The 20607-nt window shown below is 65.8% G+C and carries 23 protein-coding genes and 1 pseudogene; 10 read left to right on the plus strand and 14 right to left on the minus strand.

Going from position 1 to position 20607, the window contains the following annotated elements; translation table 11 throughout:
* Positions 1–980: 980 nt before the first annotated feature.
* Positions 981–1310, minus strand: a complete 330-nt coding sequence (locus tag DJ69_RS15805) for a hypothetical protein (RefSeq protein WP_099256487.1) — start codon at positions 1308–1310, stop codon at positions 981–983.
* A 245-nt stretch (positions 1311–1555) separates the two neighbouring features.
* Between DJ69_RS15805 and DJ69_RS18045 the strand changes: the two genes are divergently transcribed.
* The gene (locus tag DJ69_RS18045) at positions 1556–1774 is read left to right on the plus strand and encodes a hypothetical protein (RefSeq protein ID WP_144050468.1); all 219 of its coding nucleotides are present in this window, start codon (positions 1556–1558) and stop codon (positions 1772–1774) included.
* A 14-nt stretch (positions 1775–1788) separates the two neighbouring features.
* The gene (locus tag DJ69_RS15810) at positions 1789–2505 is read left to right on the plus strand and encodes a DUF6338 family protein (RefSeq protein ID WP_099256488.1); all 717 of its coding nucleotides are present in this window, start codon (positions 1789–1791) and stop codon (positions 2503–2505) included.
* A gap of 627 nt (positions 2506–3132) precedes the next feature.
* Here the strand turns inward: DJ69_RS15810 and DJ69_RS19250 are convergent.
* The 5 genes and pseudogenes from DJ69_RS19250 to DJ69_RS15835 form a co-directional block, all read right to left on the minus strand.
* Positions 3133–4089 carry a tyrosine-type recombinase/integrase gene (locus DJ69_RS19250; RefSeq protein ID WP_099256489.1) on the minus strand — a complete coding sequence of 319 codons (957 nt, stop codon included), beginning with the start codon at positions 4087–4089 and terminating at the stop codon, positions 3133–3135.
* A 591-nt stretch (positions 4090–4680) separates the two neighbouring features.
* Positions 4681–5532 carry an SDR family oxidoreductase gene (locus DJ69_RS15820; RefSeq protein WP_099256490.1) on the minus strand — a complete coding sequence of 284 codons (852 nt, stop codon included), beginning with the start codon at positions 5530–5532 and terminating at the stop codon, positions 4681–4683.
* A 212-nt stretch (positions 5533–5744) separates the two neighbouring features.
* Positions 5745–6023: a DUF7123 family protein gene (locus DJ69_RS15825; RefSeq protein ID WP_099256491.1), complete on the minus strand. Its 279-nt coding sequence runs from the start codon at positions 6021–6023 to the stop codon at positions 5745–5747.
* On the minus strand, positions 6020–6298 hold the full coding sequence (locus DJ69_RS15830) for a hypothetical protein (RefSeq protein WP_099256538.1): 279 nt from the start codon (positions 6296–6298) through the stop codon (positions 6020–6022). Before DJ69_RS15830 ends, DJ69_RS15825 begins: the two co-directional genes overlap by 4 nt.
* A 386-nt stretch (positions 6299–6684) precedes the next feature.
* Positions 6685–7329: pseudogene (locus DJ69_RS15835) on the minus strand (hypothetical protein); the annotation flags it as partial.
* A 206-nt stretch (positions 7330–7535) separates the two neighbouring features.
* On the opposite strand from DJ69_RS15835, the gene DJ69_RS15840 reads away from it, so the two are divergent.
* The 3 genes from DJ69_RS15840 (at position 7536) to DJ69_RS15850 (ending at position 11024) form a co-directional block, all read left to right on the plus strand.
* The gene (locus tag DJ69_RS15840) at positions 7536–8663 is read left to right on the plus strand and encodes a tRNA (guanine(26)-N(2))-dimethyltransferase (RefSeq protein ID WP_099256492.1); all 1128 of its coding nucleotides are present in this window, start codon (positions 7536–7538) and stop codon (positions 8661–8663) included.
* An 80-nt stretch (positions 8664–8743) separates the two neighbouring features.
* Complete coding sequence (locus tag DJ69_RS15845) at positions 8744–10027, plus strand: YihY/virulence factor BrkB family protein (protein ID WP_099256493.1); 1284 nt, start codon at positions 8744–8746, stop codon at positions 10025–10027.
* Positions 10028–10043: 16 nt separating this feature from the next.
* Positions 10044–11024: a phosphatase PAP2 family protein gene (locus DJ69_RS15850; protein ID WP_099256494.1), complete on the plus strand. Its 981-nt coding sequence runs from the start codon at positions 10044–10046 to the stop codon at positions 11022–11024.
* A 124-nt stretch (positions 11025–11148) separates the two neighbouring features.
* Here the strand turns inward: DJ69_RS15850 and DJ69_RS15855 are convergent, their stop codons facing one another.
* The 4 genes from DJ69_RS15855 to DJ69_RS15865 form a co-directional block, all read right to left on the minus strand.
* Positions 11149–11601 carry a hypothetical protein gene (locus DJ69_RS15855; RefSeq protein ID WP_099256495.1) on the minus strand — a complete coding sequence of 151 codons (453 nt, stop codon included), beginning with the start codon at positions 11599–11601 and terminating at the stop codon, positions 11149–11151.
* Between the two features lie 129 nt (positions 11602–11730).
* Entirely contained in the window at positions 11731–11886 is a 156-nt protein-coding gene (locus tag DJ69_RS18560; protein ID WP_180271846.1) for a hypothetical protein, read from the minus strand.
* Between the two features lie 93 nt (positions 11887–11979).
* Entirely contained in the window at positions 11980–12954 is a 975-nt protein-coding gene (locus tag DJ69_RS15860) for an aldo/keto reductase (protein WP_099256496.1), read from the minus strand.
* Positions 12955–13019: 65 nt separating this feature from the next.
* The gene (locus tag DJ69_RS15865; RefSeq protein WP_099256497.1) at positions 13020–13217 is read right to left on the minus strand and encodes a hypothetical protein; all 198 of its coding nucleotides are present in this window, start codon (positions 13215–13217) and stop codon (positions 13020–13022) included.
* Between the two features lie 196 nt (positions 13218–13413).
* On the opposite strand from DJ69_RS15865, the gene DJ69_RS15870 reads away from it, so the two are divergent.
* Positions 13414–15102 carry a cryptochrome/photolyase family protein gene (locus DJ69_RS15870; protein WP_099256498.1) on the plus strand — a complete coding sequence of 563 codons (1689 nt, stop codon included), beginning with the start codon at positions 13414–13416 and terminating at the stop codon, positions 15100–15102.
* Between the two features lie 30 nt (positions 15103–15132).
* Here DJ69_RS15870 and DJ69_RS15875 read toward each other — a convergent pair whose 3' ends face one another.
* Together DJ69_RS15875 and DJ69_RS15880 are read right to left on the minus strand one after the other, a co-directional pair.
* Positions 15133–15378 (minus strand): hypothetical protein, encoded by a 246-nt coding sequence (locus tag DJ69_RS15875; RefSeq protein ID WP_099256499.1) that lies wholly within the window; start codon positions 15376–15378, stop codon positions 15133–15135.
* 90 nt (positions 15379–15468) lie between these two features.
* The gene (locus DJ69_RS15880; protein WP_099256500.1) at positions 15469–15648 is read right to left on the minus strand and encodes a DUF7470 family protein; all 180 of its coding nucleotides are present in this window, start codon (positions 15646–15648) and stop codon (positions 15469–15471) included.
* Between the two features lie 91 nt (positions 15649–15739).
* Here DJ69_RS15880 and eif1A point away from each other — a divergent pair, with 91 nt between their 5' ends.
* On the plus strand, positions 15740–16030 hold the full coding sequence (gene eif1A, locus DJ69_RS15885; RefSeq protein ID WP_008847545.1) for a translation initiation factor eIF-1A: 291 nt from the start codon (positions 15740–15742) through the stop codon (positions 16028–16030).
* A gap of 56 nt (positions 16031–16086) precedes the next feature.
* A complete protein-coding gene (locus DJ69_RS15890) occupies positions 16087–16989 on the plus strand; it encodes an ATP-grasp domain-containing protein (protein ID WP_099256501.1) in 903 nt (300 codons plus the stop codon).
* Positions 16990–17043: 54 nt separating this feature from the next.
* Here DJ69_RS15890 and DJ69_RS15895 read toward each other — a convergent pair whose 3' ends face one another.
* Positions 17044–17421: an Hsp20/alpha crystallin family protein gene (locus DJ69_RS15895; RefSeq protein ID WP_099256502.1), complete on the minus strand. Its 378-nt coding sequence runs from the start codon at positions 17419–17421 to the stop codon at positions 17044–17046.
* Between the two features lie 253 nt (positions 17422–17674).
* Here DJ69_RS15895 and gap point away from each other — a divergent pair, with 253 nt between their 5' ends.
* Both gap and DJ69_RS15905 read left to right on the plus strand, forming a co-directional pair.
* Positions 17675–18727: a type I glyceraldehyde-3-phosphate dehydrogenase gene (gene gap, locus DJ69_RS15900; protein WP_099256503.1), complete on the plus strand. Its 1053-nt coding sequence runs from the start codon at positions 17675–17677 to the stop codon at positions 18725–18727.
* Between the two features lie 100 nt (positions 18728–18827).
* Positions 18828–20051 (plus strand): phosphoglycerate kinase, encoded by a 1224-nt coding sequence (locus tag DJ69_RS15905; protein WP_099256504.1) that lies wholly within the window; start codon positions 18828–18830, stop codon positions 20049–20051.
* An 82-nt stretch (positions 20052–20133) separates the two neighbouring features.
* On the opposite strand, the gene lrp is transcribed toward DJ69_RS15905, so the two are convergent.
* Entirely contained in the window at positions 20134–20595 is a 462-nt protein-coding gene (gene lrp, locus DJ69_RS15910; RefSeq protein WP_004047126.1) for an HTH-type transcriptional regulator Lrp, read from the minus strand.
* Positions 20596–20607: the final 12 nt, after the last annotated feature.

Raw genomic sequence — 20607 nt, forward strand, 5'->3', positions numbered from 1 at the left:
AAGCATCTCATCAATCACATCAGCGCTTCCAGTAATTCCTCATCCGAGTACTTCGGCGGCCCGGCATACGTACTCAGATTCACGGTGAACGTATAATCACACGGAACACCGGAACCCTATGTGAACAATACGTAGCTGGTGAAGTAGATTGAGAGGAGAAAGGCACGTGTGACGTGTAGAGACCGTCATTACTTGTTTGTCAAGACGCCGATGCTGGAACGCTCAGTCTTGAGACAAAGAGCCGATCTATGTATCTCTGTTCGTCTTCTGTGAGACTTCTCGAATTGTTTTGAAAGCAAGGAGTAAGGGTGAAACCCCGAATATGATGTATCCAATAGCAGCAATAACTAGACCGGCCTGGAAGACTAAGTTCGAAGTGAGGACGACAGATCCAATTACCAGAATCCCGGAAAATGTCAAGAGTCCAAGCGCGAGTTCCGCAGCGATGAATTCGTACGTCGATTGCGCATTTGTAATGGTAACCGTTTGGTGCTCCGTGTTTTCCGGCGTCATCTTCACTCCGGATCCTTCTCTCTCCAGATTCGGGATTTGCTTAACAAACGGTCGCATAAACACTTCAGTCAATACGGTCATATAGAGAGCTACAGCGGGGAGACTCAACCCGATGAATTGCAATAATTGGAATCCGAACTCATCAACCAAACCACTCATACTGATCCTTGTTACTTCGCGTCCTTCCCGTCGCCAGGAGAAATCATTTTTCATATGAATTGCGAAAAATGGATAGGCTAACCCGGCAACCACCCCCACCCTGGTTATTTAATAACACTCATCGGGTTTTTGCATATATGCAGTCACCGAATACCGCCCCACAGGAAGTATTCACAACGTGGGCACGTCATTCCGTACCGTGGATGCTGTTATTCTTTGTATTGTTCACTATCACAGGCTACGCGTTGATGCTCTAAAACGGTGGAGACGTGCAGGTACAGGGTGCGTGCGAAGAGGCTCAACTAATTCTACGTCGGCGGCACCCAGACATCCTGTAAAATCTCGTGAGCTTCCGCCATAACACGAGCACGGCGTTCGTTGTTCGCGTTTCGCTCCTCTCGAAGCATCCGCAACACCTGGTCGATCTCGTCTTGACTCTCCTGGGGCGCTGACTGGATCTCTTCAAGTTCCTCAATCGCTACGAGGAAGCACGAATCACGAAGCGTCATTCCGGGTCCCGCACTGTCCGGTTCATCATAGCCAGCAGATCCGGGTTGAGCACTCCCCTCTCGCGTCATGTCGATCGCCTCTGCCAGATGCTCATTGTTCGTAACGTCATCACCGTTGACGTAATCCATATGTCATAGTTGCTATGGAGAGTAGTTAACGCTTGGTGAGAATGAGAACACGGAAGGATAACAGAGGCACTTGACCAGCACTGACACCAAGATCGTATTTGCTACCGTGCTACCGTGCTTGGTTCGTGGTATCAGTGATAAAACCGATAAGTACGGTATTGCCGGTCTTCGATCCTCAACATCAAATAATTCACTTTCACCCAGCTCGCGGAACCATTAAAAACCGTGAATGAGATATGTCCTCTATGAGTGATGATTCGAACGACTCCAACGGTGACGGGCGGGAACTCTCCGAATCACGGGAAGCGCTTAGCGGAGAAATAACAGGGAACGCAGAACGAATCAAAAAATCTGAATCCCGCGACGGCGGAGATAAACCATCAATCGAAGAGGTAGGTTTCGGACACATTCCAACGAAAGTTCAAGAACAAGCTTCGAAAACAAGTGACGCCAACGAAGACTAACACGGGGCTTCTAAATGGTGGTTTTCGACCCGGAATACCTTCTGCTTGCGCTCATACTTATCGTTCCCGGGTTCATCGCAGCATTCATCGGAGTGACTCTCGGAGTCGTCGAGCAACGAATCTCGAATGCGAAATGGGTGATCGTAAGCCTCGTCTCCAGCTTAATTGTCCTCTCCGGGTTTCTTGGAATCGCTCAATCCTTTGGTGACTCAGTCACATCACCAGAAGCAGTCGTTTACGTGTTTTTCACACCAGAGTTCCAAATCACACGAATTCTAATTCTCCTAGCACTCTCGGTTACGCTGGGACTCATTTACGCAGTAGTGCTATCTCGGAACTTCCACGTGTGGGTGCGGGGATTGATTTGGACGGGAACGGACAGGAAAAGGAATCCGTGGCAGCCGTGGGAAGGGGCAATGCAGGATGCTCACTTGGTGCAAGTCATTACACGGGACGATGAGCTTGTAGCGGGGGAATTAGCTGAGTATAGTCGAGCTGGTAGAGATCGGCAACTTGTACTTCGAGATGTTGCTTGGTTCAAGGATAATCAGGATAATCCCCAGAATCCAGAGTCTAAAGCGGTGAAAGAGATGTTTTTTGATGGTGAGATCAAGCAGGTTTCGATACTAATGACTGAAGACGGGGCTGAAAAAATGGCAGCAGAATCGGATCAGGGAGAAGGAGACGATAACGGCGGTTCAGAGGCTGTTGAGTGTAGGGACGAGGAGTAAGATCGGAACCGACGGCCCTGTACTAACCCGGTATCTCACCTACGATGAGGTAAGCGTCACCGGAAACAAAGACCCCCCACTGAGGGATATGACACTCCGGATGATGCCGATAGCGTCGTTGTGTAGCGTTAGAAGCCCGTCGCACCATTCCTGCCAGGTAAGCGGTGATCCGAACGGGCACGCGCACGGATCGGTTCCGTGGGGAGACGAGGATCGGGGTGGGAACCTGCACTGGCGATGTAGTGCAGGAAAATGGAAGTCCTCGATGATCATCTGCTTAATGACTTGCTTGACTGGGAACTCGCGGTTTCCATCACGAAAATCGGTGCCCTGCTTCGTTCCAAGTTGAGAACGTTCTTCGAAATGCGATTCGAACGGAGCGCCGGGGTTAGCAATCTAATTCAGGTTCATTGCGTTTTATCAACGATCCGATCCACAAGAGCGAATAGCATCTATTCGTTGCAGGCTGTGAATTCGGCAGGTTTCTCTGGATGACCATCCTTCGACGCGCCGCCCGGCCCCCCGTCCGATAGCGGTTGCGGCAGCGGTCTATGCAGCACGTGTGCCTTCGAGACCGCAGTTGAGATATTCACGGACAAGTGATCGACGCGGTCTTGATTGTCAACCCTACATATCGAACGCGTCGCGCCTTAATTCGCGCTTTTGCGTCTCTGACCGTACGTCGTAGTGCTTCTCCATCGTATCTGTGGAAGTGTCAACTCGACCAGACAGTAAGGCCGGCTCAGTCCCCCGATCTAACCATGCCGAGATTGACGACCGGCGGATGTCGTGTGGTGCGACCGAGTCGCTACACTGAGAGTACCGGTCCGCAGAACACTCACACGGCTCTGAGAGACCGCCACACGCGGTCAGACTATACACGTGGCGACGAACGGATGTACGGGAGAGACGACCTTCACCGGCGGTCAGCAACGGTGTACGACTGTAGTCGTCGGTACAGTCCGGACGCCGGTCGTCGATCCACGCACGAAGCACGTCACACACCCACCCGTGTAGGTTCACTTCCCGCTCAGATCCGTCTTTGTTCTTCAACGGAGTCCCTTCAGACGGACGGTGCACCAATTTGACCCACCGGTCATCCAAGTGCAAGTCCTTGATGTCGATTGCCCGCACCCCACCGATGCGAAGCGAACACGTCCACAGCAACGACAGGAGCACATGGTCCAGCGAGGCATACTCATATCGTTCTAAGTCGTCGAGAATAGCACCCACACGGTCCGGGTCGATTGATGTGTCCCGTGACCGACCGGCGCGAGTCGGGAGCACGATTGACTCAGGCAAAGCCTCATCACACCACCCCATTCGGTGACAGAACCGAAGGAATAACCGCAGCACGCACAACTGGTTGTACATCGTATTCGAGTTGAGATCTTCGGAGCGATACCGGCGGAAGCGCGATAAGTCGATTGGGGCGATGTCGTCGAGATCGTCAAGACCGCCCGCACCCCCAGCCCATTGTCTAAACTGTTTCAACTGATAGTGGTGATTGCGCAGCGAACTATCTGACAGCTCTATACTACGTTCCGCAAAGTACGCCTCAACGGCATCATCAATCGTTGGCATAAGTGACTCTCCGGCCTGGGGAATGCTGGATAACTCGTCGGTGGTCTCATCGCCGGAACGCCCGCCCGGCGGCCAGTGGCCGCCCGGCAGGAACCGGGGGTGGAAGCGGAGCGCAGCCGGCGTAGCCGGCGAGCACCGAACCGCGAAACCGACCGGAGCGTTGGCCTTCACACGGAGTATGTCGGCGGTTCGACGAGCGAACGTCAGTGAGCGAGTCGAACGCAGCGAGACGAAAGCCCGCGACGGGCCCGATGGGCCCGAGCGGGACCGTCTCGCACGCGGTTCGAATCCGCCCCAACCCACTCAGTTCCTTACTGGTCCTGAGTGACAGCCGTCCGCTGTCTCAGGACTCGATCTGGTAACCGCCGTGGTGGGTCGGCTCGACGTTTAACGCACCGACGTTTCCGCTCCCGCGGGCCGGTGGCGGCATCAAGTGACCGACGGGGTCCGTCTCGCCGTTTTCTCCGTGGCATCCACCTCCCAAACGTTGGGGAATGAGGGGTCGCGGTCGGCCTGCGCTCTCGTGTTCCCTCCCAGACCGCTGAGTAGGTGGTAGACGGTGGGGCTGCAACCGCGACGTGCCCGGACCGATCACGCGTCGCGTTCGAACTCGGGATCGAACAGCCGCGCCGACATCGGCGCCGGGTCGCCCTCGGTGAGGTTGTACGCCGAGAAGTCGGTGACGCCCGCCTCGCGGAGGAGGTCCTCGTCGTAGAAGCTGTTGCCCGTACACGCCGCCGGATCGCGCGCCAGGATCTCGAGCACCGCGTCGGAGACGACCTCCGGGGTGCGCCAGTCGTCTTCGGTCCCGAGCCCGAAGTAGCGAGTCGCGCGGGTGTCGATCGTCGTCACCGGCCAGAACGTGTTACAGCCGACGCCGTCGCCGGCCAGCTCCTCGGCGAGCGAGAGGGTGATGAACGACATGCCGAGCTTCGACCACGCGTACGGCGCCTTCCCCGGCGAGCGGTCGGTCACGACCGGCGGCGAGTTCGACAGCAGCCACGCCTCGTCGAGCCCCGAGAGATGCTCGGCGAACGCGTGCGCGACGAGATGGGTCCCGCGGACGTTCACCTCGGTCAGGAGGTCGAACCGATCGGCCGGCAGATCGGCGACGTTCGCGAGCTGGATGGCGCTCGCGTTGTTGATGACGATGTCGACCGCGCCGAACCGATCGATCGCCTCCTCGACGGCCGCCTCGACGCGGTCCTCGTCGCGGAGGTCGAGCTCGAGCGCGAGCGCCTCGACCCCGCGGTCGCGCACCTCTCGAGCCGTCTGCTCGATCGAGCCGGCGAGCTCGGCGTCGTCGTCGTCGGTCGTCTTCCCGGTGGAAACGATGTTACAGCCGCGGTCGGCGAGCGCGAGCGCGAGCTGTTTGCCGATGCCGCGGGTCGTTCCGGTGATGAATGCCGTCGACCCCGTGAGGTCGGGATCCGCGAGTGTCATACCCCTCGTTCGGCCGACCGCGGCATAACTCTCGGTGTCTGGCGCGCGGGTCGGCGTCGTCGAGGTCGTCAGCAACTACCACAGGCGCCCCGTGTCGTGGCGGTCGATCGGACCGTGTTTGCGCCGCGTCGAAACCCGGAGAAACAGCCCGCCCGCGGGCGCGACCCATGTCGGTGCGCTCCTCGGATCGCTGTCGGATGCGTGTGCGAGCGCTACGCCGTCGAGACGCGCCACGTCGTCGCGCCGGTGTACGACCACTTCTCGATCTCGAGGTCCTGCACCGAGTCCTGCAGCTGGACGATCAGCGCGCCGATCTCCTTGGGGGAGAGCCCGACATCGTCGCTGATGAACTTCGCCTTGAAGTACGTCTCGCCGTCGGCCGCCTCCTCGCGTAGGAAGGACGCGAGGCGATCGGCCTTCGAGGCGGTCGATTCGGCGGCTCGATCGGCGGACTGCTCGGTCGTCTGCGCGGAAGATTGAATAGTGCTCATGGGTGGGTGGAGGAAGCGTCGTCGGAGGGGGTGTTGTGCTCGTGGCCGACCACGACGCAGGCCATGTGGACGGCGATGAGTGCGAGCGCGCTCCACGCGCCCTCGAAGCCCATCACGCCGTACGCCGCGGGGACGTACGCGAGGGGGAGGATGATCGCCGCCCAGAACGCCGCGGCGCGAACGCCCGCGATCGCTTTGGTCCGGCAGGCGGTCGACAGGCTGGACCCGATCCGAATCGGCGCCCGAATCGATGAGGGGGACGTTTGGCTTGACATGGGGAACACCGTCTTCGCTCGACGCATGGAGCGCCGGGGGGATATAAGCGCCAGAGCGTTGTCGCGTCTTCAGCCGGATTAAGGATCGCTGCGGTGATTTTCGGACCGTTCATCGGTTTCTCTGACTGTTTAAAAACAGTTCAAAGAGCGTTAGAATATTTATAACGTCTTCTGAGGACGTTTCTCTAATCGAGGCAAAAAGCGCCACCTGCCGAGGGATGGGCTGTCACTAGCGGCTTTTGGAGGCTCGTTCGTCGCGGTACGGGCCTCGTTCGTCGCGGGCGTCACGGCGCGCGTTCGGATCAGGTTCCCGTCTGTCGGGCGGGATCGGTCGGACGCCGCGATCGTCTCGAAGGCGGGTCGGACGCGCTGCTCGACTACGAGTCGTCCGAGGTCTTCTCTTCGACCTTCTCGTCCACCGTCTCTTCGACCTTCTTGTCGACGGTCTCCTCGACCGTTTCGCCCACCGTCTCCTCGACCGTCTCTTCGACCTTCTCGCCAACCGTCTCCTCGACGGTCTTCTCCACTGTCTCCTCGACCGTCTCCTCGACCTTCTCGCCAACCGTCTCCTCGACTTTGCCGGTCACTTCCTCGCTGACGGTGTCGGTGACCTCGTCGGCGACTTGGCTGACCTCCTTGTTGACGGTCTCGCCGACCGTCTTCTCCACCTCTTTGCTGACGGTCTCGCCCACGCTCTTCTCGACCTCCTTGCTGACCGTGTCGCCGACCGTCTTCTCCACCTCTTTGTTGACGGTCTCGCCCACGCTCTTCTCCACTTCCTTGTTGACGGTCTCGCCCACGCTCTTCTCGACCTCTTTGCCCACCTGATCGGCGACCTCGCGGGTCATCCAGTCGGGGTCGAAGCGGGCCATCTTCCAGACGACGTGGACGACGTAGGAGGCGAACACACCGATCCCGAACGCCACCCCGATGTCGTTCACGTTGAGCGTCGCGATGAGGACGATCGCCAACGCGATCAGCGCGCCGTAGGCGATGTCGGTGATCGCGTCGACGCGGGCGGGGCTCACCATCGCCGATCCGCCTCCGGGACCGCGACGCGTCCGCGAGTCGCTCCGCCACCGATGTCCGCTCGTCGGCTCCACGTGGGAATCATTCGTACCTCCTCTATCCTCGCTGGCGGGCTAAAACTCCCGCTTCTCGACGGCGGTGGGCGCGTGAGCGGGTCGCGCTGCGCGCGGAGCGGGCCCCTTTTGTGGCGGATGGCCGAACGGCGGGTATGGACATCGAGGAGGGCGGTCTCACCGTCTCCGTTCCGGAGGCCCGCGACGGGGCCAGCGAGGGCACCGGCGGCGGGGTCTTCTTCAACCCCACGCAGGAGCTGAACCGCGACATCACCGTCGCGGTGTTGCGCGCGTATCGCGATCGAGAGCCGCGCGCGGCGTCGTACCTCGACGCGATGGCGGCCTCCGGGGTTCGAGGCGTCCGCGCCGCCGCCGAGGGGTACGATGTCACCTGCGCCGACGTCGACCCGGACGCGGTCGAGCTGGCGGGCGACAACCTCGCCGCGAACGGTCTGGACGGGGAGACCGTTCACCGCGACGTCAACGCCCTCCTGTACGAGAACGTCTTCGACGTGGTGGATCTGGACCCCTACGGGACGCCGATCCCCTTCGCCGACGCCGCGCTGGCGAACGCGCGCAATCTCGTCTGCGTCACCGCGACCGACACGGCCCCCCTCTGCGGCGCCCACCTCAACAGCGGGATCCGCAAGTACGGCGCGGTCCCGCGGAACACCGACTACCACCCCGAGATGGGGCTCCGAACGCTGATCTCCGCGCTGGTCCGGACCGCCGCGCGATACGACAAGGCGGCCCGTCCGATCGTTTCACACGTCTCACGCCACTACGCGCGGACCTACCTCGAACTCGAGTCGGGCGCGCAGGCGGCCGACGCCTGCATCGACGAACTCGGGTTCGTTGACCACTGCGAGGACTGCCTCTGGCGCGAGCCGACCCGCGGGCTGATCGCGGACCCCGTCGACGCCTGCCCCGTCTGCGGGAGCGACCGCGTGCTCACCGCCGGACCGCTCTGGCTCGGGCCCGTCGCGGACGCCGACTTCGCCCGCGCGGTGCGCGAGCGCGTCACCGACGACATGGGCGAGGCGAAGCGCGCCCGGAAGCTGCTCGGGACCGTCGCGCGCGAGATCGACACGCCCACGCACTACGACCAGCACCGCCTGTACAAGGAGTGGGGCGAGGCCGCCATCGGGATGGACGAGTTCGTCGAGCGCCTGCGCGGGGCCGGCCACGAGGCGAGCCGCGCGCACTACCGCGGCACGGCGGTCAAGAGCACGGCCTCGATCCCCGAGATGCGGGAGGCGGTCCTCGGCGACGACGGGGCCTGACACCCCGGCTTCGGCCACTCGCTGAACCGGATCCGCTCGTATCCGCCCCGCTTTTGTCGCCGTCGACCGAATCCGAGAGCGTGTCCCGTCACTCGACCACCGCGCTCGGAACTGCCCGCAGCGTCGTCGACACCGCGCTCGACCGCCAGGTAACGTTCCTCGCCGCCGCCATCGCCTACTACGCGTTCGTCTCGCTGATCCCCGCGCTGCTCCTGCTCGTCGTCGTCGCCAGCGCGGTGTTCGGGGAGGCGATCGCCGCCGAGCTCGTCGCCGTAACCGGCGAGTTCCTCACGCCGGCCGGCGAGGAGGCGGTCGGCGCCGCTGTCTCCTCCGCCGGGGGCCGGACGGGCGCGAGCGTTCTCGGGGTGGCGGTGTTGCTCTGGTCGACGCTGAAGGTGTTCCGCGGGCTCGACACGGCCTTCGTGACGCTGTACGGCGTCGAGGGCTCTCCGGACTTCCTCAAGCAGGTCACCGACGCCGCCTCCGTCGTCTTCGGCGTCGGCGTCGGGATCGCCGTGATGGTCGCCGTCGGCGCGTTCGTCGCGGCCGCCGACACGGTCCCGATCGTCGAGACCGCGAGCGTCCTCGCGCTGCCCGCCTTCCTCGCCGTCGTCTTCCTCCCGATGTACTACCTCCTCCCCCAACCCGCGATCGGGATCCGAGAGGCGCTCCCGGGAGCCGTCTTCGCCGCCGTCGGCTGGACGCTGCTGCAGGCCGGCTTTCAGGTGTACGCCGCGAGCGCCGGGCAGTACCAGGTGTACGGCGTGATCGGCGGGATCCTGCTTTTGGTCACGTGGCTGTACCTCGCCGCCGTCGTCGTCGTGATCGGCGGCGTCGTCAACGTCGTCCTCGCGGGGCGGGGCGACAGGATCGCCGCGCGCGACGACGGCGCGGACCGGCAGTTACAACACGACCGCGACCGACCCACGGGTATGAACGGTGAGTCGGACGGCGCGGGCGACGCCGGCGACGAGGAACGCCCGGCGGGGGCGCCAGACGTGGCGGCGCTACAGGAGGAGGTGAGCCGACTGCGGGCGGAGTTCGACGCGTTCGAGGACGACGTCGAGCGACGCACCGTCGACAAGCCGGCCGTCGAGTCGGAGCTGAAGCGGTACGTCCGCTCGCGGATGCGCCGCGGCCACGCCCGCGGCTGGGGGCCGTACCTCGTGCTGTTGTACGGTACGGTGCTGATACTCGGCGCGTTCTCGTTCCTCGACGGGGCGTACGCCATCGCCGCGATGCTCATTCTCGGGCTGTCGACGCTCGGGCTGTACACCCTCTTCATCATCGTGGGGATCGGCCTCAACCTGCTCGAAACGCCGGGGAAAGCGCTCGATTACGCCCGCGATCGGGGCGGCGACTAATTCGGGTGGTCGGCGCATGACCGGACTCGTCAGCGCGGAGCGCGGCATCGGCGAAATCGTCCTGGTCGACGCGCTCCCGGAGTTCGTCGTCGTCGTCTTCGCGGCCGTCACCCACCTCGCGGACCCGTGGTTCCTCTTCGGACTGTTGGCGGTCGGCTACTGGTTCGCGAGCGACCGGTTCGCGGCCGCACCGCGCCGCGCCGGTGCGACCGCGATCGCGGCCGTCACCTGCGCGTACGCCGCCACGGCGCTCGGCAAGGCGTGGTTCGCGGTCGCCCGTCCGCCCGGCGCCGTCGGCCCCGCGGACGTGCCGACGTGGCTCCCGGGGCTGCTGTCGGCGTGGTACGAGGCGCAGGTGCTCTCCGACGGCTTCGGCTTCCCGAGCGGACACGCCACCGGCGGCGCGGCGGCGTACCTCGCGCTGGCGCTCGCGTACGACCGGGCGTGGACCGCGCGGAAGCGCCTCTTCGCGGCCGCCGCCGTCGCCGTCGCCGTCGCGGCCTCGCGGGTCGTCCTCGAGGTGCACTACCTCGTCGACGTGCTCGCGGGGTTGGCCGTCGGCGTGGGCGTCGTGCTCGCCGCGTTGTGGCTCGCGGGCGACTCGCGAGTGCGACGGGACGATGCCGCCGGCCGCGGCGCCAGTCCCGCGCTCGATCCCACGGTGCCATTCCTGCTGGCGGCGGTCGTCTCCCTCGGCGCACTGACCGTCGCCGTCGCTGACGGGCACACCGGCGAGGTGGTCGAGGCGGGGATCGGGATCGCTACCGGCGTCGGCGGCGCGATCGGCTGGCGGTTCGTCGACGGCGACGAGCCCGCAGTCCCGGTCCGGATCGCGATCCCCGCGCTCGCCGTCACCGGCGGACTCTGGGTGGGCGCGTACGCGCTCGCCGGGACGCTCGGGGTCACGCTGGCCGCGACGACCGCCGCCGTCGTCGCCGTCGTCGCGCTCCCGGCGCTGCCGGAGCGGATCGATCGGCTGTCGGCGAGCCGAAGCTGACGGGGTCGCCCGGTGCGACCGGCTCCGCTCCGCCCATAGCCTCTTGTGAGCTCACCCGACGAGCGGGACGCTTCCGATCGACGGAGCACCGAGAAAAACCGCGGTCGCAGAGGGCCGCGCCGAGTCAGTCGTCTTCGATGGCCTGCGCGATGCGCTGGAGCTGGCGGGTGGCGTCGCGGACCTCGTCGCGGAGCTGGCGCACCTCGCGGACGAGCTCCTCGTTACCGGCCTGATCGCCGCGTTCCTCGCCGCGACCGCCGGCGCCGCCCGGACCGCCCGGACCGCCGCCCATCCCCGGCGGGCCGCCCGCGCCGCCCGGACCGCCGCCGCCCATCATGCCGGACATCATCTGTGCGAAGGGGTTGCCGCCGCCGCCACCGCCCATCCCCGGCGGGCCGCCGCCGCCCATCATCTCCTCGGGATCGGGGCGGTCGCCCTCCTCGCGCTCCTGCTCGCGTCGCTCGCGGATCTCCTCGACGCGCTCGCGGAAGGATTTCTCCTCGCCGTCCTCTCCCTCGGCGGCGCTGTCGGCCTGTTCCTCGCCGGTATCGGCGTCGGTGGCGTCGTCGTCTGCCATGGGCCCCGGTTCGGTATCCCCGCCGAAAAGGGTTGTCGTGCTGCCCGCGACGGTGCGTTTATATGCAGGTGACGAGGCGGGGAGCGTCGCCGCGTCCGGCGTCGCCGCGCGAGCGGCCCCGAACCGGCGTCACGCGCGAACCAGCCGGTGGCAGTTCGGACACTCCGCCGTCTTCCCGTCTCGCCCGGCCACCGGAACGCGGTCGCCGCAGTTGGGGCACCGCAGCCGAGTGAGCGCGTATTCGGTGCGCGATCGGACGGCGGATCGATCGGTGTCGTCGGACATACACTATTGGTAACTAATGTCACACAAATAGCTTCTCGACATATTCCTAAAACACGATTTAGGGGGTAGTAGGGTCGGATCGGGCTCCCGCGACTACTCGTGGCCGGAGACGCGGACCGGCTCGTACGGCGCTTCGAGCCAGTCGATGTCGGATTCGGAGAGGTCGATGTCGAGCGCTTCGACGGCGTCTTCGAGGTGTTCGACGCTGGAGGTGCCGACGATGGGCGTGTCGACCCACTCCTTGTGGAACAGCCACGCCAGCGCGATCTGGGCCATCTTCACGCCCTTCTCGTCGGCGAGTTCGGCGACGCGCTCGTTGACCGCCGGCCCGCCGCCCTCGCGGTACGGGTGTTCGTAGAGGTGCTCTTCGGTCTCGCCGCGGAGCGTTGCGTCCACGTCCTCGTCCGGGCGCGCGAGGTAGCCGCGCGCGAGGGGACTCCACGGCATCACGCCGATCCCCTCCGTCTCGCAGAACGGGAGCATCTCGCGCTCCTCCTCGCGGTACGCGAGGTTGTAGTGGTTCTGCATGGTGGCGAACCGCTCGTACCCCTCGCGGTCGCTCGTGTGGAGCGCCTCGGCGAACTGGTGGGCCCACATCGACGAGGCGCCGATATGACGCACCTGGCCGCGCCGCACGGCGTCGTCGAGCGCGGCCAGCGTCTCCTCGATCGGCGTGTCGTAATCCCACCGGTGGATCTGATACAGGTCGATCGTCTCCATCCCGAGCCGGTCGAGGCTGTGCGATAGCTCCTGTTCGATCGCCTTCCGCGAGAGCCCGCCCGAGTTCGGGTTCGACTCGTCCATCTGGAAATACGCCTTCGTGGCGACGACGCTCTCCTCGCGGTGGCCCGCCAGCGCCTCGCCGAGGACGCGCTCCGACTCGCCGTTCGAGTACATGTTGGCGGTGTCGAAGAAGTTCACCCCGAGCTCGAGCGCGCGCTCGATGATCGCCTTCCCCTCCTCCTCGTCGAGGACCCACTCGCGCCAGTCCGGGTCGCCGAAGCTCATGCAGCCGAGACAGATCTTCGAGACCGTCGTCCCGGTGTTCCCGAGCGTCGTGTACTCCATACCGCGAGCAGACGGAGCGGAGGTAAAAAGCTACCCGCGCCGGGAGAGATCGCCGCGAGACGCGCCTATCTGTCTCGGAACGACGCGGTGTACACGAAGAACGCCCCCGTCAGGAGCACGAACGCGAGGAACGTCACGAGCGCGAGCACGTTCGCGACCGGGGCGAGCGGTTCGAGGAACGACTGCCCGGTCGAGTCGAGCACGAGCACGGCGAGGAGGGCGGCGATCAGACCGAGGAGCCAGTTCGTGAGGATCTCGTCCATACCTCTCCCCTCACCGAGGCTGAGTAAAAAGGCGGGGGATGTCACGACCGAGAGGGAATCGCGGCCGCCGCCCGGCTCGTACACACGTCGCCAGCGACCGTCTACCCCGTCGCCAGCGCTCGTTCGTCTCCGTCACTAGCGCTCCTCCGTCACCTGCGCCCGTACACCTACGTTGTCAGCGCCCATACGGAGTCGCATGAGCGACGACGCCGTCCTCTGGCTGCTGGGCGATCAGCTCAACCCCGACCTCGACGCGCTCGCCGACGCCGACGAGGTGCTGCTGATCGAGGCGCACGGCTTCGCCGACCGGAAGCCGTACCACGCCCACAAGCTGACGCTCGTGTTCTCGGCCATGCGGCACTTCCGCGACGCGCTCCGCGACCGCGGTCACGACGTGAGCTACGTGAATGCCGAGTCGTTCGGCGAGGGGGTAGACGGCTTCCTCGCCGACCGACCCGACGCTCACCTCCGGCTCATGCGCCCCGCGAGCCACGGCGCGGGCGACCGCCTGCGCGAGCTCGTCGCCGAGCGCGGCGGGTCGCTGGAGCTGGTGGACAACGAGCTGTTCTGGACGACGCCGGCCGACTGGCGCGAGTGGACCGGCGAGCCGGGCGAGGAGGCGACCCGACCGGTCGTCGGAGAGGACGGGAGCGCCGACAGCCGCTACCGACAGGAGGGGTGGTACCGCCACGTCCGCCGCGAGACGGGAGTGCTGATGGACGGCGACGAGCCGGTCGGCGGCGAGTGGAACTACGACGACCTGAATCAGGAGACGCCGCCGGACGACTGGGAGCCCCCCGAACGACCGCGGTTCGACCCCGACGAGCTCACCCGCGAGACCCACGAGTGGGTCCGCGAGCGGTTCGATACGTGGGGGGCGGAGTCGCTCGACGCGTTCGCGTGGCCGGTCACCCGCGAGGAGGCGCGGGAGGCGCTCGACGCGTTCGTCCGCGACCGGCTCCCGTCGTTCGGGCGGTACGAGGACGCGATGGTCGAGGGGGAGCCGTTCCTCTCGCACTCGCTGCTCTCGCCCGCGATCAACCTCGGGCTCCTGAACCCGCGAGAGCCCGTCCGGGCGGTCGAGGCCGCCTACGAGGAGCGCGGCGTCGAGCCGGGCGCGTACGACTCCGACGAGGGCTCCGCCGCCGGCGGGTCGGCGACGACGCTGGACGCGTTCGGCGGGGGAGATCGAGAAGACGAGCCCGCCGACGCCGGAGACGCCGATCTCCCGCCGGTCCCCCTCAACGCGGCGGAGGGGTTCGTCAGACAGGTGATCGGGTGGCGGGAGTTCACCCGCCACGTCTACCGCGAGGCGATGCCGGAGCTGGCGACGGCCGACCGGCTGGGGCAGTCCCGAGGGCTCCCGCCCGCCTACTGGGACGGCGACACGGACATGCGGTGTCTCTCCGAGGCGGTCGGCCACGTCCGTGAGTACGGCTACGCCCACCACATCGAGCGCCTGATGGTGCTCTCGAACGTCGCGCTCCTCTACGGGACCGACCCGGCGGCGCTGAACGAGTGGTTCCATCTCGGCTTCGTCGACGCCTACCACTGGGTCACCACGCCGAACGTCGTCGCGATGGGGTCGTTCGGCACGGACGTGCTCTCCTCGAAGCCGTACGCCGCCTCCGGGAGCTACGTGAACCGCATGAGCGACTACTGCGCGTCCTGCCCGTACGCCGTCTCGCGGACCACGGGCGAGGGCGCGTGCCCGCTCAACGCGCTCTACTGGGACTTTCTGGCGGAAAACGAGGAGACGCTGCGGGGAACCGGTCGGATGGGACTCATGTACTCACATCTCGACGAGAAGGCGGGAGCCGAACTGGACGCGATCCGTGAGCGGGCGAGCGCGGTCAGAGAACTGGCGGCAGACGGGAAGCTGTGATCCCCTCCGCCTTCGGCGTCCGTGCCGAACTCAGGCGCCGGCGGCGAGCCGCCGCAGCCGGGGGATCGCCTGCTCGTAGCCGAGCGCGACGACGCCGACGTACAGCGCCAGCAGCCCCATCCCCACCGCCCACGCGCCGAGCGCGAGGTCGCCGGCGGTGACGGCGCTGAGCCCGAAGCGCTCCAAGAGGACCCCGATCACCGAGGCGGCGCCGGCGCCGATGACGACGGCGAGGAGTTCGATCAGTTCGACGGCGAACGCGGGTACGTCGACCATACCGGTATGCGACGGTGACGAAATATCACTCTTTCGGGCGCGTGCCGCGCGTGAGTCCGCGAGAATCCGCCGCCGTGAGGCCCCGAGCGGCTACTTGAGCCCGAAGGCCCGCATCGTCGAGTCGGCGATCCCCTTCGCGATCAGCGCGAGTCCGGCCAGCAGGATCGTGACGCCCGCCCCGACGACCGGATCGTGGACGGTCAAGACGCCGACCGCGACGAGGACGATCACGACGCCGGCGATGCCTTCGGATCCGAGTGTGTCGCGCATACGCTCCGGTCGCCGCGTCGAGAATTAAAAAGGGCGCTTCCGCGCGGAGAGCGGCCCTTTTATTTCCGGGAGCGCGTATCACCGCGTACGCATGAGCAACGGAGACGGCGGCGGTCGAAACGACCTCCGGATGCCCGACGACGACGAGGTGTTCGCGGAGGTCGTCGAGATGCTCGGCGCGAACCGGGTCAGGGTGCGCTGTGCGGACGGGAAAGAGCGGACCGCGCGGATTCCCGGTCGGATGCAAAAGCGCGTCTGGATCCGGGAGGACGACATCGTCCTCGTCGAGCCGTGGGACTGGCAAGACGAGAAGGGCGACATCTCGTGGCGCTACGAGAAGAGCGAGGCCGAACAGCTCCGCGAGGAAGGCCACCTGCAGTGAGCCGGGCGGGGTTCGCCCCGCGCGATTTTTAAGTCCGAACGGTCCCGAGCGAACGTATGCTCCGGCTCGCGATGACGACGGATGCCGAGACGTTCGAGCGCGTGCGCGGGCCGCTCGCCGACCGCGGCGTCGCGGTCGACCACGTGCAGGCCAAAGAGCGGTCGCTCCGCGTCTCCGCGGGAGCCGATCGCGAGGAGGCGGCGGGCGGCGACGGCGAGTTCGCCGACTTCGACGCCGGCTTCGTCTATCCCTCGCGGCTCATGGAGGGCGCCGTGGTCGACACGCGACTGTCGGTCCCGTGGGTGAACGGCCGCGAAGCGGTCCTCACCTCCCGGAACAAGGCGGGCGTGCTCGCCGCGCTCGACGACGCCGGGCTCCCGACTCCGCGAACGACGCTGGTGTCGAACCCCGTCGACGAGGCGGTCGTCACCGAGGCGGTCGAGCCGTTCTCCTACCCCGTCGTCGTCAAGCCGAACTCCGCGACCCGCGGGGTCGGCGTCGCGACCGCGAGCGACCTCGACTCGCTTCTGGGCGTCGTCGACTACCTGAACCTCGTCCACGACTACCGCGCGACCGGCGACAAGTCGTACCTGATCCAAGAGTTCCTCCCGGACGCGCGCGACTACCGAGCCATGGTCGTCGACGGCGCGTACGTCGGCGCGGTCGAGCGGCGACTCCCCGCCGACGCGGTCGAGGAGGGGCGGTGGAAACACAACGTCCACCGCGGCGCCGCGGCCACCGGCGTCGGGCTCTCCGACCGCGCACGCGATCTGGCCGAGCGGACGGCCGAGACGCTCGATATCGACTACCTCGGCGTCGACCTCTTGGAGACCGACGGGCGACTGGTCGTCAACGAGACGAACGCGCGGCCGACCGTCGACGCGGCCACGAAGTACGAGCCGGGGTTCTACGACCGGCTCGCGGGGTTGATCGAGCGGACCGCGGCGGCAGGAGAGTGAGAAAATCCGGGCGTGAACCGGGGACCGAACGCGAAGTCGGAAGCCGACTGCCGGCTACTCTAGGTCGATCGAGGCGGAGTCGTCGTCGCGGTCGAACACGACCTCCAACACGCCGTTGTTGAACGTCGCGTCCGCCGAGTGCTCGTCGACCGGGGCGGGGAGGTCGACGGTCTCGTCGTACTCCCGCCGGTCGGACGCCGCGGAGATGGTGAGCGCCTCCCCGTCGCACTGCAGGGAGAGCTCCTCTTTCGAGACGGCCGGGAGGTCGGCGACGAGTCGCACGCCGTCTTCGGTCGTGTACGCGTCCACGTGCGTCGCCGAGCCGAAGCCGGCGTCCTCGTCTCCGGGGTTCCCGTTGGCCATCTCGTTCATCATCCGTTCGATCTCCTCGAAGAAGTCGCCGAACGGATCGTCACGGTCGTCTCTGTCCATGTCTCACGTGACGGCGGTGATCCCGATAAGCCTTCTGTCCACGACCGTCTTCGCCGGCGCTCGGGGTCGTGCGGGCGGTACGCGGTGTGTTCAGCGCTCACTTCTCGCCGGCTCGGTCTCCCGGTCGGCCCGTCGAACCCCGCGAGCGGCGAGCCCCGGAAGAGAACCGACCGTCCGTAACAAAATCGAACGATAGTGACCGTCACGCGCCGACTCGGTCGGTTTTAAGTATCTGGGCTTACCTTTTTCGAACATGAGTAAATCATATCTCGCCGCGGCCGACGACGTGAGCGACGACGAAGTCGTCCGGGTGGGCCTCAACGGCTTCGGTCGGATCGGGCGGAACGTGTTCCGGGCGGTGCTCGAATCGCCGCGGATCGAGCTCGTCGGGATTAACGACGTGATGGACTTCGACGACATGGCGTACCTCGCGAAGTACGACACCGTCATGGGCCGGCTCGACGGCGTCGAGCGCGACGGCGACGCGCTGACGATCGGCGGCACCTCGGTCGACCTGTACAACGTGCAGGACCCCGCCGACCTCCCGTGGGACGAGCTCGACGTGGAGGTCGCGTTGGAGTGTACGGGCGTCTTCCGCACCCGCGAGGACGCGAGCGCGCACATCGACGGCGGCGCCGACACCGTGATCATCTCGGCGCCCCCGAAGGGAGAGAAGGAGGTCAAACAGCTCGTCTACGGTGTCAACCACGACGAGTACGACGGCGACGACGTGATCTCGAACGCCTCCTGTACGACCAACTCCATCACGCCGGTCGCGAAGGTGCTCGACAACGAGTTCGGTATCGACGCCGGCACGCTCACCACCGTCCACGCGTACACCGGCTCCCAGAGCCTGATCGACGGGCCGAAGGCGAAGACCCGCCGCGGCCGCGCGGCCGCCGAGAACATCGTGCCGACCTCGACGGGCGCCGCGGGCGCCGCACAGCAGGTCCTCCCGCAGCTGGAGGGGAAGATCGACGGGATGGCGATGCGCGTGCCGGTCCCGTCCGGCTCGCTCACCGAGTTCGTCGTCAGCCTCGACGAGACCGTCACCGAGGAGGACGTGAACGCCGCCTTCCGCGAGGCCGCCGACTCCGGCCCGCTCGCGGGCGTGCTCGGCTACACCGACGACGAGGTCGTCTCCAGCGACATCGTCGGGCTCCCCTTCTCCAGCTACGTCGACCTGCAGTCGACGAACGTCATCGCTGGCGGGAAGCTCCTGAAGATCCTCACCTGGTACGACAACGAGTACGGCTTCTCGAACCGGATGCTCGACATGGCCGCGTACGTCCACGACGAGGCGTGAGCGGCTGATCGCGGCCGGACGAGCGAACGCCCCGGCACCCCGGCGGCAACGTTCCCCCGGAGAACCACCGCTTAAATATTTCATCGACGACTGTTCACTCATGTCCACGTTCGACACCATCGACAGCCTCCCGGCAGACTCGCGCGTCCTCGTTCGACTCGACCTCAACTCCCCCATCGAGGACGGAGAACCGCAGGACAACCGCCGGTTCGAGCGCCACGCCGAGACGGTCCGCGAGCTCGCCGACGCCGGCCACCGCGTCGTCCTGCTGGCCCATCAGGGCCGCCCGGGCCGGGACGACTTCACGTCGCTCGCCGGGCACGCCGACATCCTCGCGGACCACGTCGGCCGCGAGGTCGCCTTCGTCGCGGACACCTACGGCGACGAGGCGCTGGCGGCGATCGACGCGCTCGGCGCGGGCGAGGTGCTCCTGTTGGAGAACGCCCGGATGTGCGACGACGAGCTCCCAGAGGAGTCGCCCGAGGCGAAGGCCGAGACGGAGTTCGTGACGACGCTCGCCCCGCGGTTCGACGCGTACGTCAACGACGCCTACTCGGCAGCCCACCGGAAGCACGCCTCGCTTGTCGGCTTCCCGCTCGCGCTCCCCTCGTACGCGGGCCGCGTGATGGAGACGGAGTACGAGGCCAACACCGCCATCGCGACCCGCGAGTTCGACGGCCCGGTGACGATGGTCGTCGGCGGGACGAAGGCGACCGACGTGATCGGCGTGATGGACGCCTTAGACGACCGGGTCGACCGCTTCCTGCTCGGGGGCGTCGCCGGCGAGCTCTTCTTGCGCGCCGCGGGGCACCCGGTCGGCCACGATGTAGGAGAGATGGACCTGTTCGACGAGCAGTGGGACGAGAACCGCGAGCTGATCGAGTCGGTGCTCGACGAGCGCGGCGACGAGATCCGGCTCGCGACCGACCTCGCGTACGAGGGGCCCGACGGCGACCGCGCGGAGGTCGCCGTCGACGACATCGACGAGAAGACGGAGGGGTACCTCGACGTCGGGTCGGAGACGGTGGCGGCCTACGAGCCGCCGATCCGCGAGTCCGACGCGGTGTTCGTGAAGGGCGCGCTCGGCGTCTTCGAGGACGAGCGCTTCGCGGACGGCACCGTGGGCGTGCTCGAAGCGATCGCCGAGACCGACTGCTTCTCGGTGGTCGGCGGCGGCGACACCTCGCGGGCGATCGAGATGTACGGGCTCGACGAGTCGGCGTTCTCGCACGTCTCGATCGCCGGCGGGGCGTACATCCGGGCGCTGACGGGCGAGCCGCTGCCGGCCGTGGAGGTCCTGGAGGCGGCGGCCGCGGAGCAGTAGGCGGGACCAGCGCGACCGGGAGTCGGATACGGAAAGGGGAGAGCGGAGGACTGACGACTCGTCCTCGTGCGCTCGGCGGCGACTACTCCTCGTTGAGGTCGAGGTCGAACTGTTCGTTTTCGGTGACGGGGTTGAGCACGACGCTGGTGTTCGATTCGCGGATGTCCGCGTCGGTGAGGATCGACTTGATCTGCTCGTTCATCCCGTCCGTGTCGGTGAACTTCCCGATGGCGATCACGTCGTAATCTCCCGTGACCTCGTAGACGCTCACCATCTGCTTCTCCTGCCGGAGCTTCTCGGTCACGTCGGGGAGCGCGCTCCCCTCGACTTTGAGCTGGAGCACCGCCGTCACGTCGTAGCCGAGCTTGTCGTAGTCGACGATCGGGGTGTACCCCCGAATCACCCCCTCGTCCTCGAGATCGCGGAGGTGGTTCGACACCGTCGTCACCGATACGTCGAGCTCGTCGCCGAGGCTTCTGAGACTCGCCCGCCCGTTGCTGAGAAGGGAGTTGACGAGTTTCGCATCGAGGTTTTCGTACGTCATCACACCTATCCA

Source organism: Halorubrum persicum (assembly GCF_002727125.1).
Classification (GTDB): domain Archaea; phylum Halobacteriota; class Halobacteria; order Halobacteriales; family Haloferacaceae; genus Halorubrum; species Halorubrum persicum.